The 17366-nt window shown below is 35.3% G+C and carries 19 protein-coding genes and 1 other RNA gene; 3 read left to right on the top strand and 17 right to left on the bottom strand.

Translation table 11 applies throughout. The features are described from left to right. Positions 1-690: 690 nt before the first annotated feature. From KORDIASMS9_RS16985 to ffs, 8 genes are all read right to left on the bottom strand, one after another. Positions 691-1323, bottom strand: a complete 633-nt coding sequence (locus KORDIASMS9_RS16985; RefSeq protein WP_162820014.1) for a hypothetical protein — start codon at positions 1321-1323, stop codon at positions 691-693. 75 nt (positions 1324-1398) lie between these two features. Beyond that, positions 1399-1626, bottom strand: a complete 228-nt coding sequence (locus KORDIASMS9_RS16980; RefSeq protein ID WP_114903982.1) for a VF530 family DNA-binding protein — start codon at positions 1624-1626, stop codon at positions 1399-1401. Between the two features lie 55 nt (positions 1627-1681). Continuing rightward, entirely contained in the window at positions 1682-2059 is a 378-nt protein-coding gene (locus tag KORDIASMS9_RS16975) for a hypothetical protein (RefSeq protein ID WP_114903981.1), read from the bottom strand. Positions 2060-2112: 53 nt separating this feature from the next. Further along, positions 2113-3159 (bottom strand): alpha/beta hydrolase, encoded by a 1047-nt coding sequence (locus tag KORDIASMS9_RS16970; RefSeq protein ID WP_114903980.1) that lies wholly within the window; start codon positions 3157-3159, stop codon positions 2113-2115. An 8-nt stretch (positions 3160-3167) separates the two neighbouring features. Then, positions 3168-3725, bottom strand: coding sequence for a hypothetical protein (locus KORDIASMS9_RS16965; RefSeq protein ID WP_114903979.1), 558 nt, complete (start codon positions 3723-3725; stop codon positions 3168-3170). 56 nt (positions 3726-3781) lie between these two features. After that, positions 3782-4357, bottom strand: coding sequence for a DinB family protein (locus tag KORDIASMS9_RS16960; RefSeq protein ID WP_114903978.1), 576 nt, complete (start codon positions 4355-4357; stop codon positions 3782-3784). Between the two features lie 12 nt (positions 4358-4369). Continuing rightward, positions 4370-5176 (bottom strand): SDR family oxidoreductase, encoded by an 807-nt coding sequence (locus KORDIASMS9_RS16955; protein WP_114903977.1) that lies wholly within the window; start codon positions 5174-5176, stop codon positions 4370-4372. Between the two features lie 77 nt (positions 5177-5253). Beyond that, an RNA gene (gene ffs / locus KORDIASMS9_RS16950) (signal recognition particle sRNA small type) lies at positions 5254-5352 on the bottom strand. Positions 5353-5438: 86 nt separating this feature from the next. Here ffs and KORDIASMS9_RS16945 point away from each other — a divergent pair. After that, on the top strand, positions 5439-6503 hold the full coding sequence (locus tag KORDIASMS9_RS16945; RefSeq protein ID WP_114903976.1) for a glutaminyl-peptide cyclotransferase: 1065 nt from the start codon (positions 5439-5441) through the stop codon (positions 6501-6503). 171 nt (positions 6504-6674) lie between these two features. Here KORDIASMS9_RS16945 and hisIE read toward each other — a convergent pair whose 3' ends face one another. The 8 genes from hisIE to hisG all read right to left on the bottom strand — a co-directional run bounded on the left by hisIE (position 6675) and on the right by hisG (position 14487). After that, on the bottom strand, positions 6675-7274 hold the full coding sequence (hisIE, locus tag KORDIASMS9_RS16940; RefSeq protein ID WP_114903975.1) for a bifunctional phosphoribosyl-AMP cyclohydrolase/phosphoribosyl-ATP diphosphatase HisIE: 600 nt from the start codon (positions 7272-7274) through the stop codon (positions 6675-6677). A gap of 165 nt (positions 7275-7439) precedes the next feature. Then, positions 7440-8195: an imidazole glycerol phosphate synthase subunit HisF gene (gene hisF, locus KORDIASMS9_RS16935; protein ID WP_114903974.1), complete on the bottom strand. Its 756-nt coding sequence runs from the start codon at positions 8193-8195 to the stop codon at positions 7440-7442. A 123-nt stretch (positions 8196-8318) separates the two neighbouring features. Next, on the bottom strand, positions 8319-9038 hold the full coding sequence (hisA, locus tag KORDIASMS9_RS16930) for a 1-(5-phosphoribosyl)-5-[(5-phosphoribosylamino)methylideneamino]imidazole-4-carboxamide isomerase (RefSeq protein ID WP_114903973.1): 720 nt from the start codon (positions 9036-9038) through the stop codon (positions 8319-8321). 262 nt (positions 9039-9300) lie between these two features. Then, complete coding sequence (hisH, locus tag KORDIASMS9_RS16925; protein WP_114903972.1) at positions 9301-9882, bottom strand: imidazole glycerol phosphate synthase subunit HisH; 582 nt, start codon at positions 9880-9882, stop codon at positions 9301-9303. Between the two features lie 79 nt (positions 9883-9961). Next, positions 9962-11095 carry a bifunctional histidinol-phosphatase/imidazoleglycerol-phosphate dehydratase HisB gene (hisB, locus tag KORDIASMS9_RS16920; RefSeq protein ID WP_162820013.1) on the bottom strand — a complete coding sequence of 378 codons (1134 nt, stop codon included), beginning with the start codon at positions 11093-11095 and terminating at the stop codon, positions 9962-9964. 146 nt (positions 11096-11241) lie between these two features. Beyond that, positions 11242-12288: a histidinol-phosphate transaminase gene (gene hisC / locus KORDIASMS9_RS16915; protein ID WP_114903970.1), complete on the bottom strand. Its 1047-nt coding sequence runs from the start codon at positions 12286-12288 to the stop codon at positions 11242-11244. Positions 12289-12346: 58 nt separating this feature from the next. Then, positions 12347-13630 (bottom strand): histidinol dehydrogenase, encoded by a 1284-nt coding sequence (hisD, locus tag KORDIASMS9_RS16910; RefSeq protein WP_114903969.1) that lies wholly within the window; start codon positions 13628-13630, stop codon positions 12347-12349. Continuing rightward, positions 13630-14487, bottom strand: coding sequence for an ATP phosphoribosyltransferase (gene hisG, locus KORDIASMS9_RS16905; RefSeq protein WP_114903968.1), 858 nt, complete (start codon positions 14485-14487; stop codon positions 13630-13632). The genes hisD and hisG overlap by 1 nt, the downstream gene beginning before the upstream one ends. A gap of 334 nt (positions 14488-14821) precedes the next feature. On the opposite strand from hisG, the gene KORDIASMS9_RS16900 reads away from it, so the two are divergent. Together KORDIASMS9_RS16900 and KORDIASMS9_RS16895 are read left to right on the top strand one after the other, a co-directional pair. After that, complete coding sequence (locus KORDIASMS9_RS16900) at positions 14822-15664, top strand: OmpA family protein (RefSeq protein ID WP_114903967.1); 843 nt, start codon at positions 14822-14824, stop codon at positions 15662-15664. A gap of 42 nt (positions 15665-15706) precedes the next feature. Next, positions 15707-16273, top strand: a complete 567-nt coding sequence (locus KORDIASMS9_RS16895; protein ID WP_162820012.1) for a hypothetical protein — start codon at positions 15707-15709, stop codon at positions 16271-16273. A 134-nt stretch (positions 16274-16407) separates the two neighbouring features. Here the strand turns inward: KORDIASMS9_RS16895 and KORDIASMS9_RS16890 are convergent, their stop codons facing one another. After that, positions 16408-17226, bottom strand: coding sequence for a prohibitin family protein (locus tag KORDIASMS9_RS16890; protein WP_114903965.1), 819 nt, complete (start codon positions 17224-17226; stop codon positions 16408-16410). Positions 17227-17366: the final 140 nt, after the last annotated feature.

Raw genomic sequence — 17366 nt, 5'->3', positions numbered from 1 at the left:
TTAACAGGCTATTCGCTATATCTTTTTTAAACAAAACGTCTTTCAAAGGATTTTTAGAAAATGTATGACAATCTGTGTAGTCAAAAAACAGATTACTTCGTCGTTCCTCCTCGTACTAACGTATCAAAATTAAAAAAAGGATGCCGCTGCTATCCCTAACGCAATTTGGCGTAAAATTACAATATTATCGTATGTAATAATCAACTTGTATTGTAGAATAGTCCGTGAGTTATTAACATTTTTTAAATCAAACCTAAAAGCTAAAACGGTCGTGTTTTACAGGAACTTCTATGATTTTTGGCGCGATTCATTTCAGCAGGATTAGTTCAACTTACACTATTGAATGCGCCTTTTGGCTTTTCAAAGTCATCATATCAAAGAAAAATAGAAAACTTAAAAATCGTTGAAGTTCGAAGTAAAAGATCCAGCTTTTCAGCAGGATTAGTTCAACTTACACTATTGAATGCGCCTTTTGGCTTTTCAATAGTGAGTTTCACTAAAAAAAGCCTGCATTACACAGGCTTTCCAATACAAATTTCAAAGTATGCTACCGTTTAGTTGGTCTAAATACAGTAGTATGATGTAATTATGTGAAATGCAATGATTAATTATAATGTTAAAGTACATAAAACTTGTAAAAATTGTACCCGAAGATGTGTGAATGTCACCTTTGTGTGTAATGTTGGTAAACTATACTGTTCGTTCAAGTGAAGTTGCGGGAAACTTATTTTGCACTTTTTCCGTGAGATATACATTGTGTTCCGATTTTTCAACAAGGATTTCTAAAAATGCTCTAAATTCTTTTTTGTCATACTCTCGAAACGGCAAAAGCACATCGCGTTTTTTAATGAATCCTAATACCAATTCTCCTGCTAAAGGAGAAATGCCGATATAATTCAAGTTTTTTAAATTTCTTTTTTTAAGCCAACAATTGTTAAATATGAACTCGTCGTTATGAATAAAAATTGTTGCGGGATGCTTCAGTTTGTACAAACTATAGACAATAATATCAGCACTTACAATGGCAACGGCAAAAAACAGTATACTCATCTCAAAAGTACTTAGATCGTTCCAACTACTTTTTTCAAATACTAAAAAAACAAACATAAACAATCCTAGATATTTTAATAAATCCAAGGATTTCTTATAACTTTTCAAGGCAAAATCGCCTTTAAATTTGTTTGTAAACACCGAAAGTTCCCAAAATAATAATGTGGCAAAGATGAGCATGTTGAGTGTGATGAGAAGCCAAAGAGGAAAATCTAAAAACAGGCCTAAAAAAAAGACACTAGTTATACATAAAATGGTTACATAATATTTCATTCGTAAAAAGTTTATAAAGTATCAGTGTTTAGGGACACAAGAATGTTACAGATCGTAATTTACAATAAGTGATTGCTATGTACTTTCTTGAATTACTCGCAAATACAACTTTTCTACTTTTTCTCTTGCCCAAGGCGTTCTGCGTAAAAATTTTAAACTCGATTTTACAGAAGGGTTGCTTTTAAAACAATTGATATTGATGCGTTTGCTCAATTCTTCAAAACCGTAATAGTCCACTAAAGTTTCTACAATAGTGGCAAGTTTTATTCCGTGTAGCGGATTGTTTGGTTGTTCATTACTCATTGTTTAATTTTCATTTGAATTAGAAAAGAGAAATTATTAAATAGCATACTATGATTTACTTTTTATCTTTTTTCGGTGCCACTATGCGTTGGAGTTCATAATTTACGGGTATAGAATCGTTCAGTGATTTTAAGTGCAAAGCTTCCTTTGTTATTTTTAAAACCGCATACTTGTGTCTTCCAATAGTAAGTATGGAGTCTTTTATTCCGTACTCAGCATGCAATAAAATATTTTCAACTTCAAAAGCAATATCCTTAGTGCTTTCAAATCTAAGCAAAACATCTTTCTGCATCAAAGGATCTTTTTGCTCTTTACTGAGATGAGTTTCAGTTTGCTTTGAAGTATTTTTTTCAGCATCTGTAGTGGCTTTTACAAATTTCCACTTCCCTAAAATATCTTGTTGTAAATCAGTTTGTGCATTTACGGAATACATCGCAAAGCATAAAAGGAATGTAATTAAAATTCGCATATTGTTATTGTATAAATTTAATTCCCAATAATACGCACAATAAATGCTTCTGGAGTTTCTCCTTTTGTCGTATCTAAATTTATTTGTGGACAATGATAGCTACCTTTTGCGCCTACTTTTTCCGCTTGTTGCTGAATGGTTTTCACATGTAATGGATGATGAAAAACTTCACTCATGTTTGTGGGAATGTCTCCTGAAAACTTTGTATTCATAATATAAAATGGCGGATCATCCGCAGATAACATTTTCAACATGTTGGTCATTTTTAGGTAATTTTGCATTTCTTCAGAAGACAAATCTTCCCGATTGTTAACGCCGTAATACAGTAAAATTCGATACTCTTTTATCAATGCTTCCAAAGATGCTGCGGTAAATCCATCTTTTTTGAACGATGAAAATACAGTTTCATGCCAATTGGCAATGTCATAATTAGCTTGTGTTGAAACGCCAACGATTCCTTGCACACGTGTAGTTTCACTCAATATTGGATTTTTGTCATGTTTGATTGCCATATCATCTTGAAACCCAATCCACATTGCTGCCGCGCCACCAGCCGAACTTCCTTGCAACATGACTTTCTCCGAATTAAAATGTAAACTATCTGAGAAGTAACGCATGTGTTGCAACGCCAATTTTACATCTGTCAAACTGTTGAGAATTCCTTGTTTATCAAAAGGATCTACAAAACGATAATTGATGGTAGCAACCGCAATATTTTTGTCCAACATCCGATTGACCAATCCGCGATAGCGATACGAATCGTAGTAGGTAGACTTATCGCCCGAAACAAATCCGCCACCGTGAATTAAAATTAACAACGAAGAAGGTGCTGCAAAATTTGGTTTGAAAAAATCATACTTATTTCGTGCGGAATCACCATACACAATATTTGGATGAAAACTTGCAGCATCAAGTCCCATAGAAAATGGGGCTTCAGATGTTTGCAATCCTTTTTCAATATGCTGCGAAGGAATGGAATTTATGTCACGCGTACAGGAAAAATGGAGCACAACAAGACAAACCATCCATAGTTGAAATTCGAAAAATGTTCCTTTGGTACGCATATTGCAATTTATGAATTTAACTGAACATGCTGTTCAAAATAGTTGACAAACCATTGCAAATCGTCCGTAACATATTGCTCTGTTTCTGCATCAAAACCCATCAAAAGGTGTTCATTTTGATTGGTGTCTATTAAATATAATGTTCCATGATACACTTCCTCTTCCATCTTTTCAACGGTATAATCAAAAAAATCAATCGTATGTGCATCAAAACGTGTAGAAGTCTCCTTGGTTTTAAGAATAATTTCCTTGTAGCCTAAAATTTTAATGTCTTTATTTTCTTTGTGTTTGATCAATATTCTAAAAAGACTTCCAATTCCCAATGTGTAAAAAAATACAATGAAAAAGATGATTTTTTTGAAGTGTTGCAGGTAGATTTCTCCATCTCCCACAATTAAAAATACCGTTGCACATATTCCAAAAAGTAATGGAAAAAAGACCAATCCTATTAGAATAACATAATCTCTTTTGGCTTGAGAAATCATAATCTTTCCGTTTTCCTTGGAAAACGAAATTTTTAAACGTTTCAGTTTAGATTCTAGTAAAAAAGTATCTGAACTTTGCATGAATTAAATTTTGGTATTGCAGCTTTTTTTATAATCAAAAGCTTAAGAACTACTTATTATTTCTTAGGAATTCTTTTAATAACAAGTCTAATTTGCCCCATGTGATTCGCTTGATGCTCCATAACATGATACCAAGCATATTGATTACTCATAACATCTTCAGCGCCTAAAGATTTGAACCAAGTATCGTCTTTCTCTTTTAGCTTAGTCAAAGTTTCTTTTCGGACTTCATCCCAAATTTTTAAATAATAATCAATCGGTTTGCCAACGTATTTTTCTCTTGCCTTTTCTCCTAATCCCAACGCTGTCATCCATGCTTCCTCTTCTTCTTTATTAAATGCACGACCTTCAAAAGTATATACCTGATAGTATTTTTCTGTAGCCGCTAAATGTAAAATCATCGCTCCTACACGATTGGCATCTTTGTCTAATAAAAAGTCGGTTTCTTCCTGCGAAAGATTTTTGACACTACTAGTAACTCTAGTTTTTAAATCTTCAAGCATGCTTACCATATTTCCAATTTGTGTAGTATATCCTTTTGGAACTTCTATAGTGCTTTGTGCGTTTACAGAACAGTTTACGCTCAGTATCAAAAACAAAGCAAGTATTATGTTATATGATCGTTTTTTCATGATTTTATGGGTTTACAGTTTATAATGATTCATCAACATTTTCTCATATACTTTATCAGGCAACACACGTTTCAACACAATTGAAAATTTCTGCATAAATGCACCTACTTTGTAATGAATTTTAGGTTTGTTGGTTTCGATGATTTTTAAAACGGATTCTGCCATAATTTTCGGATCTGATCCGCCATCCACATGCGCGTCCATTTCTGTGAGCATATTGCCGTAGACTTCTTTGTATGGAGAATTGTCAAAAACAGGCGTATGATAGCGTCCTGCGGCAATATTCGTAGCAAAATCGCCAGGAGCTACATTCGCTATTTCCACACCAAACATTTTGGTTTCCATGCGCATGGCTTCTGTTATCAATTCTAACGCACCTTTGGTAGCAGAGTAAATTCCGCGGTACGGCAATCCCATATACCCTGCAATGGAAGTCACATTTATAATATGTCCGCTTTGTTGTTTGCGCATTTGTGGTAACACGGCTTTCATTACTGAAATTGGACCGTATAAGTTGGTTTGAAATGCTTTGTGGATTTCATCATCGGGTGTTTCTTCGATCGGACCTGTAATTCCAACACCTGCATTGTTGATCAACACATCCAAACGTCCTTCTGCATCAATAATCGTATTGACTGCTTTTTGAATGGTTTCTGTATCACGTACATCCAAGGCAATCAATTTAAAAGCTGTGAAGTCTTTGAATTTATTAGGGTTTCTACTGGTTCCGTACACGGTATATCCTTTTTCTGCGAGTAAAATTCCAATAGATTTTCCAATTCCTGATGAGCCACCAGTAATCAATACAACTTTTGACATTCGTTTAAGTTTTGGTTAATTTTTACAAATATGCTTAAAAAAAAGGAGAACGTAATGCTTGACTTTAGGGAATAAAAAAATGGCAAGCTACCTACATCACACCGCTACGACCATTTACCTTTGCTGCGTTCCCGCCCTGGAGGATTCAACAGGAGCTGGTTGTGTAGGACTTGCCGATGCAAAGATAATATGTTTTTACATTTAAGCAATGATTTTTTAAACTGATTTTTATGAATTACCTTGCCAAAAATTAAGAAATCCAATGAAGTTTTATAAGGTATTCATAATCACATTTTTAAGTTTTGCTATTTTTTCTTGCGGAAGCGAAAAAAAACCAACTCCGGCTAAGTTTACACTACAAGTTGATGGAAAAACACAGAAATTTCAGCTAAATGCGCCTTTAAAAGCAAACATAATCAACACGAATAATGGTCCTATTACGGCTGTTGAATACTCGTTGAACGATCAGAAGTTAGAAAATTCGAGTACAAATCCTGCAATATTAGAAACAACGATTCCTGAGAATATGCTTTTGGGAAAACAATTGTTGAAAGCTTCTGTTACGTATGGAGAAGGAAAAACGGTGCCTGTGGTTAAAAATATTACCGTGTTATCAAATAGCAAACCTAAGATTTATACGTACAAAATTGTACAGACGTATCCGCACGATATCAAAGCCTACACACAAGGTTTGGAGTTTTTTAGAGATACCCTTTTTGAAAGTACAGGACAATATAGAGAGTCTTCACTGCGTAAAGTAGATTATAAAACTGGGAAGATTTATCAAAAAATTGATTTGGAAGCGAAGTATTTTGGTGAAGGTATTACAGTATTGCATGATACTTTGTATATGCTCACTTGGCGATCAAATACAGGATTTGTGTTTAATCCTGATAATTTAGAAAAAATCAGATCGTTTTCATACAAAAAAAGTAAACAAGGATGGGGATTGTGCACAGATGGCGAAAAATTGTATAAAAGTGACGGCACGGAGAAAATCTGGATTTTAGATCCGAAAACTTTAACGGAACAATATGCAATTCAAGTGTGTGACAACAAGCGTTCGTATGTAAAATCGAATGAATTGGAATATGTAAATGGAAAGATTTACGCAAACAGTTACACCAAACCAAGCGTAATGATCATCAACCCAAAAAACGGCGCTTTGGAAGGTATTGTTGATTTTAGAGGTTTGAAGGAAAAAGTAACCAATCATTCAAAAATTGATGTTTTTAATGGGATTGCATATAACTCAAAAACGAACACGTATTTTGTAACCGGAAAATATTGGGACAAATTGTTTGAAGTGGAGATTGTGGAGAAGTAGATTTGTTGTGACGCTTCTGTTGTCGGTTGCCTGTTAAATTACTTTTTTATTTAAAATTAGCATTCTACATTTATCATTTCACTTTCGTTATTCGTTATTCGTTATTAAAAATATTATCAAATTTACATCTGAAACTTCTAAATTCTCAATACTAACATCTCAATACCAATATTACTTCTCACGCGCTTTAAGCACATTCACAATATCATTGAGTTTATAGCCTTTTGCTTGGAGTAAAATTAAGTAATGAAATAGCAAATCTGCACTTTCGTTGAGAAATAAATCGTCATTATCATCTTTGGCTTCTATCACAACTTCTACGGCTTCCTCTCCTACTTTCTGCGCAATTTTATTCATTCCTTTTCGAAAGAGTGAAGCTACGTAACTTTTTTCATCATTTTTATTTTCTTTACGATGTTGGATCGTGTCTTCTAAGTGACTTAAAAATCCGAAAGTCATGTTGTTTTCTTCGTCCCAACACGTGTCTGAACCTTTGTGACACGTTGGTCCAACTGGCTTAACTTTAATGAGTAATGTATCTTGATCACAATCATTTTGAATGTTGACTACATTTAGAAAGTTTCCGCTTTCTTCACCTTTGGTCCATAAACGCTGTTTGGTTCTACTGTAAAAAGTGACTTTTTGAGAGTCTACTGTTTTTTGGTACGCTTCTTCGTTCATAAATCCTAACATGAGTACATTTTTCGTCTCGTTGTCTTGAATGATCACTGGAACCAATCCGTCGTTATTTTTATTGAAATTGATGTTCATTTTGTTGTTGTTTGTTTAGCTTCGCTATTTGTGTATTTGTCAATCTGTACGCTTCGCTTGTTTGTTTAGGTCTTGGGGCGTTTTTTTTATTGAAATTTAGTATTTCAAAGTACTTCTCGATACTAAATTCTTCCAGAATTTCACTCGAAGTGACGTTTTTTTAATCTAAATTCTGACATTAATTCCATTAGCTTTTAAATGTTTTTTGAGTGTTGGAATTGGAATTTCTTTGAAATGAAATACACTTGCGGCTAAGGCTGCATCTGCTTTTCCATGAACAAACGTATCTTCAAAATGTTGCATGTTTCCCGCGCCACCAGAAGCGATAATTGGAATGTTGACGATTTCTGAAAGTGTTGCCAATGCTTTATTTGCGAATCCGTTTTTGGTTCCGTCATTGTTCATGGATGTGAATAAAATTTCTCCTGCACCACGTTGTGCGACTTCTTTTGCCCAATCGAACAACTTGATTTCCGTTGGAACTTTTCCACCAACCAAATGCACTATCCACTCGCCATCAATTTCTTTAGCATCAATGGCAACCACAATACATTGATTTCCGAATTTAGACGCCAATTCGTTGATCAATTCTGGACGTTTTACTGCTGCCGAATTGATAGAAACCTTGTCTGCACCTGCTTGTAACAAGCGATCCACGTCTTCCACAGAGGAAATTCCGCCACCAACTGTAAATGGAATATCTACTTGTGCAGCAACATCTAACACGAGTTTTTGCAATGTTTTCCTGCGTTCTTCCGTTGCAGAAATGTCTAAAAACACCAATTCGTCAGCACCTTCATCCGCATAAATTTTTGCCAGCTCTACAGGATCGCCCGCATCACGAAGATTGACAAAGTTGACGCCTTTTACCGTACGTCCGTTTTTGATATCTAAACACGGAATGATTCTTTTTGTGAGCATTGTATGAAATTTAATGATTAAAAAATTAAATGATTTTTGTGTTTTGTCATTTTAGATAAAATGAAGTAATCCATTTCTATGATAGTACTTCGTCATGCTTCCTCTCAATGACGTTTTTGAACGTTATAATAATATTTCTAATTGTTTGAGTGATATTTTGTTTTCGTAAATTGCTTTCCCGATAATGACACCTTCGCAACCTAATTCTTTTAGTTTTGGCAATTCATCAAACGTAGAAATTCCACCAGAAGCGATTAATTTCAAGCTATCACTGCACGTTTTTAATATCTTTTCATACAAATCAAATGATGGACCTGCTAACATTCCGTCTTTGGCAATGTCTGTACAAATTACATATTCAATGCCTTTTTGCTGGTATTTTTGAATGAATGGAATCAATTCTTCATTGCTTTCTTCTTGCCAACCACTAATGGCAATTTTTTCATTATTCGCATCAGCGCCTAAAATGATACGTTCGCTTCCGTATTTTTGAATCCATTTAGTAAATGTTTCGCTATCTTTTACAGCAATACTTCCGCCCGTAATTTGTTTGGCACCACTTGCAAAAGCGATGTGTAAATCTTCATCAGATTTCAATCCGCCACCAAAATCTATTTTTAAATTCGTTTTAGAAGCTACTTGCTCTAATACTTTATAATTCACGATGTTTTTGGCTTTTGCACCATCTAAATCCACCATGTGCAAGTATTGAATACCAGCATCTTCAAACTCTTTTGCGACTTCCAATGGACTTTCGTTGTATATTTTTTTCGTGTCATAATCACCTTTTGATAATCGGACACATTTTCCGTCGATGATGTCTATTGCAGGTATGATTCTCATTTTTTTAGTTTTGAGATTAGTATTGAGTATTGAGATTGCTCTTTTTTACTCGTTTGTTTTACGCTGAGCTTGTCGAAGCGTTGTTTATTCGTTTATTAAAAATACTTTTATATTTAAAATTTCATAGTACTTCTCGATACTAAATTCTTCCAGAATTTCACTCGAAGTGACGTTTTGTGTTTCTTATTATAAATCGTAAATGAACTCATTTTACATTTAAAATTTAGCATCTCGACTGCGCTCGATGTGACACATTTTATATTTATAATTTCAAAAAGTTCTCTAATATTTTGCTTCCAGCTTTGCTACTTTTTTCTGGGTGAAATTGTACGCCAAAAAAATTATTTTTTTGTAATGCGGACGCGTATTTTAGATCGTATTCACTTTCGGCAATCATATCGCTTGATGTTTTCGCATAATAACTGTGTACCAAATACATAAATTCATTTTCACGAACACCTTCAAACAGCGGACTTTTCAAATTTTGAATGGTATTCCAACCGATTTGTGGCACTTTTACATTCTCAGAAAAACGAAAAACTTCCGTATCAAAAATTCCCAATCCTTGTGTATTTCCTTCTTCCGATGCATTACACATCAATTGCATTCCTAAACAAATTCCCAAAACGGGTTGTGTCAATGTCGGAATTACGGTTTCTAGTTTGCTTTCACGAAGTTTTTTCATGGCACTACTCGCCTCGCCTACGCCTGGAAATATGACTTTATCCGCATTTCGTATTGCTGAAGCATCATGACTCAAAATTGCTTCCACGCCCAATCGTTGCAAAGCAAATTTGATACTTTGTATGTTTCCTGCGCCGTAATTTATGATGATTGTTTTCATTGTTTAGTATTGAGATTTTAGATGTTAGTATTGAGATCACATAATACTCAATTCTCATTACTAACATCTCACTTCTATTTTAGAGCATTCCTTTAGTCGATGGTAAAATCATTTTTTCAACATCTCGTTTTACCGCTGCTTTGATGGCTTTGGCAAAGGATTTAAAGATGGCTTCAATTTTGTGATGTTCGTTAGTTCCTTCCGCTTTGATGTTTAGATTTGCTTTGGCGCCATCTGTAAACGATTTGAAGAAGTGATAGAACATTTCGGTTGGCATTTTTCCGATCATTTCACGTTTAAAATCTGCTTCCCAAACTAGCCAGTTTCTTCCGCCAAAGTCAATTGCCACTTGTGCTAAACAATCGTCCATTGGCAAACAAAAACCATAACGTTCTATGCCAAGTTTGTTTCCTAAAGCTTCTGCAAATACTTCGCCTAGTGCAATCGCCGTGTCTTCAATTGTATGGTGTTCGTCTACTTCTAAATCGCCATTTACGGTAATATCCAAATCCAATTGTCCGTGACGCGCAATTTGATCCAACATGTGATCGAAAAAGGCAATTCCTGTTTCTATGTTCGATTTTCCTGTTCCATCCAAATTCAAATCAATTTGAATTTTGGTTTCGTTCGTATTTCGTGTCAACGAAGCTTTGCGTTTTTTGGCTTTTAAGTATGCGTAAATTTCGTCCCAATCATTCGATTCTAAACCAATGTATTCATCTAATTCGGAACGCTTTACGGTAATTTCGTCCGTTCCCAAAAAGGTTTCATCATTGATGTAAATTCCTTTTGCGCCTAAGTTTTTTGCCAATTCTATATCTGTCAAACGATCACCAATGACAAACGAATTTGCCAAATCATACGCTTCTGAAAAATATTCCGTCAATAAACCTGTATTTGGCTTTCGTGTTGGTGCGTTGTCTTTGGCGAAAGTTCTGTCAATAACAATATTATCAAACACAATAGCTTCTCCTTTTAGCGTATCCAAAATAAAATTGTGCACAGGCCAAAAGGTGTTTTCTGGATACACTTCCGTACCCAAACCATCTTGATTGGTAATCATGACCAATTCAAAATCGAGTTCGTTGGCAATTTTCCGTAGTGCTGACAAGGCTTTCGGATAGAATTCTAGTTTTTCAAAACTATCTATTTGTTCGTCTGCTGGTTCTTTGATGATCGTTCCGTCACGATCTATGAATAGTACTCGTTTCATAATGATATTTTTTTATTCCTGCGAAGGCAGGAATCTCATCGTTTTTTCTTTGTTATTCCTGCGGAGGCAGGAATCTATGTATATTTTGTAATTCCAGCGTATATCTCGACTGCGCTCGATATGACATGCAGGAATGAATGCATTAATTATTCAATTTCTTTTAATACAGCAATTAATCTTTGATTTTCAACAGCTGTTCCCACTGTAAATCGCAAACAATTTTCACATAAAGGTTGCGTTGTACGGTTTCTGATTACGATTCCTTTGGTTATTAATTGCTGGTAGCGAAGATCGGCATTATCTACTTGAACTAAAATAAAATTCGCATCCGATGGATATATTTTTTTGACAAAAGGCACATTTTCCAATGCGCTTATTAATTGTGCTTTGTTTTTTTGAATGTTGGCAATTTCTTGCGCTACACTTTTTTGATCTTGAATTCGCTCCAACGCTTTGTATTGTGTCAGTAAATTCACGTTATACGGCGGTTTAATACGATTTAACACATCTACAATAGTGAGCGAAGCATAACAGATTCCAAGTCTGATTCCTGCCATTCCATACGCTTTCGACAGCGTTTGTGTAATGATTAGGTTTGGAAATTCTTCTAGTCGATTCAACCAACTTTCCTGACTAGAAAAGTCTGTATATGCTTCATCGATCACTATAATTCCGTTGAATTCTTTGAGTAATTTTTCTACAGCTTCGTTGCTGAAACTGTTTCCTGTAGGATTGTTTGGCGAACAGAGAAAGAGAATTTTACTATTTTCATCTGCTGCGCTTAGTATGTTGTCAACATTCGGTTGAAATGCTGCTGTTAGGAACACTTCTCTGACTTTTACATCGTTTACGCCAGCCAATACCTTGTACATTCCATACGTTGGTGGTAACGTGATGATATTGTCTTGTTTTGGTTCACAGAATGCTCTGAAAATTAAATCGAGAATTTCATCACTTCCATTTCCCAATACCATATTTGCTGGATTGCAATTTTTGACTTTCGCCAACGCAACTTTTACGGCTGACTGCTTCGGATCTGGATAGCGATTGACACCATTTTCATACGGATTTTCGTTGGCATCTAAAAATACCATATCTGTCCCAGTAGCTTTGTATTCGTCTCTTGCGGAAGAATAAGGTTTTAGTGTTTTTATGTTGTCTCTGATGAGAGAATTTATATTGAATGTGTTCATTTTTACTTTAATTAGTGTGTCAAACGCATCTCGACTGCGCTCGATGTGACAGAATGTTTTATTTTAGACTTTCTAAACGTAATGTGACAGCGTTTTTGTGTGCTTGTAAACCTTCTGCTTCCGCCATAAGTTCGATGGCGTTTCCAATATTTTGAATACCAGTTTCGGTTATTTTTTGAAAAGTGACACTTTTTTGAAAACTTGCTAAATTCACGCCTGAATATGCTTTTGCATAACCGTTAGTTGGCAGCGTGTGATTGGTTCCTGAAGCATAATCGCCTGCACTTTCTGGTGTGTAATTCCCTACAAAGACCGAACCTGCATTTTGAATTCCGTTGGTGTAGAAATCTTCATCTTTAACACATACAATAAAGTGTTCTGGTCCGTATTCGTTGATTAAATCGAGTGCAATTTGATCGTTTTCTACATAAATCAGTTTGGAATTGTCAATCGCTTTGGTCGCAATTTCTTTTCGTGGCAAGACGTTTAGCTGTATTTCTATTGCTTTTTCCACTTCCGTGAGAACCTTCTCAGAGGTTGTTACTAAAATCACTTGACTGTCCGTTCCATGTTCTGCCTGACTTAATAAATCGGAAGCCACAAAGGCTGGATTTGCTGAATCGTCTGCTACAACGAGTAATTCACTTGGTCCTGCTGGCATGTCAATAGCAACTCCGTATTTGGTAGCGAGTTGTTTGGCAACTGTGACAAATTGGTTTCCTGGACCAAAGATTTTGTACACTTTTGAGATGGTTTCTGTTCCAAATGTCATTCCGGCAACAGCTTGAATACCGCCAACTTTGTAGATTTTAGTGATTCCGCACAATTGTGCTGTATACAATATTGCTGGATTTACGCTGCCTTCTTTGTTTGGTGGCGTACACAATATGATTTCGTTACAACCTGCAATTGTAGCAGGAATGGCGAGCATTAGTATTGTAGAAAATAATGGTGCTGTGCCGCCCGGAATATACAGTCCCACTTTTTGAATGGCTCTTTTTTCTTGCCAACAGTATACGCCCTGAGTTGTTTCTATCGTTATTCTGTCGGTTTTTTGTGCATTGTGAAACGAAGTAATATTTGCCTTTGCGATAGCGATGGCTGCTTTTAGATTTTCTGAAACGTTTTTTGAAGCAGCGTCCATTTCAACTTGACTGACAACTAGAGTATCTAACACAACATTGTCAAAGAACGAAGTATATTTTTTGATTGCCTGATCGCCATTTTTTTGTACTTCTGAGAATATTTGCGAAACTGTAGCTTCAATGTCGTCTACAGTTTGCGTTGGACGTTCTAAAATGCTTGCCCAAGTGTTCGGTTGTGGATTGAATATTTTGTTCATTAGAGTACCATTTTTTCGATTGGACATACTAAGATTCCTTCAGCGCCATTGGCTTTGAGTTCGTCAATGACCTCCCAAAAATCTTCTTTTTTGATTACCGAGTGTAATGAACTCCAACCTTCTTGCGCTAACGGAAGAATGGTAGGACTTTTTAAGACTGGCAAAATGTTGCTAATCGCGTCTATTTTGTCGTTTGGCGCGTTGAGTAAGATGTATTTGGAAGAACGTGCCGTTAATACGGATTGAATTCTGAATTGAAGTTTTTCAAGTAGTGTTTGACGTGCTGCATCTATTTTTGGAGAAACTGCCAAAACCGCTTCACTTTTTAGCATGACTTCTACTTCTTTGAGATTGTTTTTGAAAAGCGTGCTTCCACTGGAAACAATATCGCAAATAGCATCGGCAAGTCCGATGTTTGGTGCAATTTCCACAGAACCGTTGATGATGTGCAATTCTGCATTGACACCTTTTCCTTTGAGGTATTGCTTCACGGTTTCTGGATAGGAAGTTGCGATGCGCTTGCCTTCAAAGTCTTTGACAGAATTATACGTTTGTCCTTTTGGAATTGCCAGTGAGACTTTACATTTGGAGAATCCGAGTTTTTCGGCAATGGTGATGTTTGCTCCTTTTTCGATCAATACGTTTTCACCTATAATTGCGATGTCTACAACGCCATCACGCAAGTATTGTGGAATGTCGCCATTTCTGAGATAGAATACTTCTAGTGGAAAGTTTCGCGCAGACGCTTTCAGTTGATCTTTTCCGTTGTCGATGGAAATTCCGCAGTCTTTTAGAATTTTGAGCGAATCTTGGTTGAGTCGTCCCGATTTTTGAATAGCAATTTTTAACTTCTTCATTGTTATTTTGTTGTGCTTGAGTACAAAAACTGGGCATGAAAAAACCCGCTTGATGTACTCAAACGGGTTTTTAATATATTGTTTATTACATCAATACACTAACAGCTCGCTTGAGGGCAAGTATGAAAATGATGGTGATGTAATTGTGTGTAAGGCATATTTATTTTTATTTGATGCAAATGTAATTAATATTTTTCATTGCCTGCAAGTCTTTTTTAAAATTATTTTGTGCTTTTTGTCGATAATATGTGCTTTACAGGTTTTTTTTTGCTCTTTATAATTGTGATATCAAAAATGAATTCCTAATTTTAAGGACTTAATAGTCAGCCCACCTATGAAACATTTTTTGATCGCCTTTGTACTTTTTTGTACTTGGCTTTACTTTGGTGTTCGTTATTACGAATGCAATGTAAAGAACCTTTGTGAGGTCGAGACTCCTGTAGTCATAGACACAATTAAGGTTTTCAAAGAAATTCCTGTAAAAAAACCACTTTCTTTTTTACCATTTTCGATTACTAAAAATGCGGCTACTATTTCATTGATGGATTCTGTTTCGAATCCGTTGCAATCTTTTTTTGAGTATTTGAATACAAATCAACAGGAAGAAATGGTGGTTACTTCCTTTTTTAGCAAAGCAGAAGATGGCGCAGTAGCACTTTCTCGAAATGATCAACTCAAGCAACGATTGGCCGATTTTGGAATGAATACCGATCGTGTGGTGATGCAAACCAAACAAGAGGATTTTACATTTGCAGCGAATGATCAGTATGAAAAAGGATTTGCGTACGAATATCAACAAATGTCCGAAGAACGCATGAAGGCTATTGATAAAGGCATTGCTTCTAAGATTTTGTACGCGGGTTTTGGTTCAAAAACATTCAAACCAGATAATACTTTGAATGCGTATGCATTAGAATTGAAAAATTATTTAGCCAAGAATCCAACAAAAAGTGTTAAAATTATTGGTCATACAGACAGTAATGGTGACGCAGAAGCAAATATGTGGTTTGGAAAAGAACGTGCTAAAAGTGTGATGAACTATTTTATTTCGCAAGGAATTGAGGAACATAGATTGACGATTTCTTCGAAAGGCGAAACAACTCCAATTGCTCCGAATGCGACTTTGGAAGGACAACGATTGAACAGACGTATTGAGATAAATATTACAAATAATTAATTATAGATAACGAATACTAACTGACTAATACTAACAAATTATATGTCATCTATATTTTTACAAAGCTTGGCTCCTGTTTCTGGTTGGGAATATTTTAGTGTATTCTTGATTGGATTTGGTTGTTTTTTGATCGGCTGGATTTTTGGAAAGCGGAAATCGAAGCGAAAATATGAGAAATTACTCGCGGCTGAAAAGTCGAAGAAAGGAGACTATATTAATACCAATTATGCGCCATCTAAAGGAGTGCGTGCTAGGAAAACACGAGAACGTTCAGGAAAAGCAGTTGATTCGAATGATGATGTGGCTTCTGTAGATACTGCGAATTCTCCATTAAATTTTGACAGTTTTGGCGTTGCCGATGCTTCTCAGAAAGATGATTTGAAACGCATTAAAGGTGTTGGTCCTTTTATTGAAGAGAAATTGAACGCTATTGGAATTTATACGTTTGATCAGATTAGTAAGTTTACACTTGAAGATATACAAACCGTAACTGAATTGATTTCCTTTTTTCCAGGAAGAATTGAACGTGACGATTGGAAAGGACAAGCTGTTGTGTTGAAAAAAGGTGGCGATACCGATTTTAGCAAACGACTCAGTTCTAAGAAATAAGATATTGTAAAATATTCAAACGCTTTTAGGTTGGCTAAATGATTATAGCTTCCTCCATACCTAGAATTACTCAGAATTAAAAAAGGGAAACTTTAAGCCAGTTTCCCTTTTTTTATGTTTTATGTATTCCTATTTTACTGATTTCCTCCTAGAATTAAAGGCAATCCGCTGTCTCCAGAACCAATTACAATTACTTTGCTATTTGGAGATTCAGATAGTTTTATTGTTGCTTCAATTCCTTTGTCTTGAAGAATCTTGTCCGTAAGTGACGTACTTAAAATTTTGTTTGCATCTGCTTTACCTTGCGCTTCAATACGTACTTTTTCAGCTTCTTTTTGAGCTGTTACCAGTCTAAATTCATATTCTAAAGATTCTTGCTCCTGCTTTAATTTACGCTCAATTGCTTCTTTAATTGTTGGAGGCAAAGTTACATCTCGCACCAATACCTCATTTAATTGCACATATTGTTTGTCAAGTATTTTCTTGGTTTCTTCATAAATTTCAACCTGAATTGCATCACGTTTCGTTGAATACAGATCATCTGGAGTATAACGTCCAATAACACTTCTTGCGGCACTGCGAATAGCTGGTTGTATTACACGCTGTAAATACCCTTGTCCTAATGACTGGTGTAGATTCCCTAATTGATTATATACTGGCTCATACCAAGCAGATGCATCAATTTGTATTTCTAATCCATTTGAAGATAATACCTTCATTTTTTCAAAAAGCTCTTGTTGACGTACTTCATAAATGTAAACCTTGTTCCAAGGTGCTACAATATGGAAACCTTCTCCCATTGGTGGTTCATCAGTTACCACACCATCACCAAAGGTTTTAAATAATACACCTGCTTCTCCAGAGTTTATTGTTACCGCAGATTTTGCTATAAGTACAATTGCTACAATTACAATGATTAATATTGGAATTCCAATTTTAGGTAATTTGTCCATTTTTTTTAGTTTTTGATTATTTTTTAGTGTTTATTTTTCGTTTTATTGAATCACAACTTCAATTTTCATGTTTTTGTTGATGAAAAAATCGCAAAACAAATTATTGATATGTGTATTGGAGCTACGTTTTGTTACATTTT

The organism is Kordia sp. SMS9 (genome assembly GCF_003352465.1).
In the GTDB taxonomy this organism is placed as follows: Bacteria; Bacteroidota; Bacteroidia; order Flavobacteriales; family Flavobacteriaceae; genus Kordia.
The sequence above is the reverse complement of the archived record's forward strand: the minus strand, read 5'-3'. Positions and strand labels throughout refer to the sequence as shown.

Bases quoted from the DNA above. Each gene is read 5' to 3' on its own strand.
- KORDIASMS9_RS16985 (WP_162820014.1), bottom strand. From the start codon at position 1,323: ATGAAATATTATGTAACCATTTTATGTATAACTAGTGTCTTTTTTTTA.
- KORDIASMS9_RS16980 (WP_114903982.1), bottom strand. From the start codon at position 1,626: ATGAGTAATGAACAACCAAACAATCCGCTACACGGAATAAAACTTGCC.
- KORDIASMS9_RS16975 (WP_114903981.1), bottom strand. From the start codon at position 2,059: ATGTATTCCGTAAATGCACAAACTGATTTACAACAAGATATTTTAGGG.
- KORDIASMS9_RS16970 (WP_114903980.1), bottom strand. From the start codon at position 3,159: ATGCGTACCAAAGGAACATTTTTCGAATTTCAACTATGGATGGTTTGT.
- KORDIASMS9_RS16965 (WP_114903979.1), bottom strand. From the start codon at position 3,725: ATGCAAAGTTCAGATACTTTTTTACTAGAATCTAAACTGAAACGTTTA.
- KORDIASMS9_RS16960 (WP_114903978.1), bottom strand. From the start codon at position 4,357: ATGAAAAAACGATCATATAACATAATACTTGCTTTGTTTTTGATACTG.
- KORDIASMS9_RS16955 (WP_114903977.1), bottom strand. From the start codon at position 5,176: ATGTCAAAAGTTGTATTGATTACTGGTGGCTCATCAGGAATTGGAAAA.
- KORDIASMS9_RS16945 (WP_114903976.1), top strand. From the start codon at position 5,439: ATGAAGTTTTATAAGGTATTCATAATCACATTTTTAAGTTTTGCTATT.
- hisIE (WP_114903975.1), bottom strand. From the start codon at position 7,274: ATGAACATCAATTTCAATAAAAATAACGACGGATTGGTTCCAGTGATC.
- hisF (WP_114903974.1), bottom strand. From the start codon at position 8,195: ATGCTCACAAAAAGAATCATTCCGTGTTTAGATATCAAAAACGGACGT.
- hisA (WP_114903973.1), bottom strand. From the start codon at position 9,038: ATGAGAATCATACCTGCAATAGACATCATCGACGGAAAATGTGTCCGA.
- hisH (WP_114903972.1), bottom strand. From the start codon at position 9,882: ATGAAAACAATCATCATAAATTACGGCGCAGGAAACATACAAAGTATC.
- hisB (WP_162820013.1), bottom strand. From the start codon at position 11,095: ATGAAACGAGTACTATTCATAGATCGTGACGGAACGATCATCAAAGAA.
- hisC (WP_114903970.1), bottom strand. From the start codon at position 12,288: ATGAACACATTCAATATAAATTCTCTCATCAGAGACAACATAAAAACA.
- hisD (WP_114903969.1), bottom strand. From the start codon at position 13,630: ATGAACAAAATATTCAATCCACAACCGAACACTTGGGCAAGCATTTTA.
- hisG (WP_114903968.1), bottom strand. From the start codon at position 14,487: ATGAAGAAGTTAAAAATTGCTATTCAAAAATCGGGACGACTCAACCAA.
- KORDIASMS9_RS16900 (WP_114903967.1), top strand. From the start codon at position 14,822: ATGAAACATTTTTTGATCGCCTTTGTACTTTTTTGTACTTGGCTTTAC.
- KORDIASMS9_RS16895 (WP_162820012.1), top strand. From the start codon at position 15,707: ATGTCATCTATATTTTTACAAAGCTTGGCTCCTGTTTCTGGTTGGGAA.
- KORDIASMS9_RS16890 (WP_114903965.1), bottom strand. From the start codon at position 17,226: ATGGACAAATTACCTAAAATTGGAATTCCAATATTAATCATTGTAATT.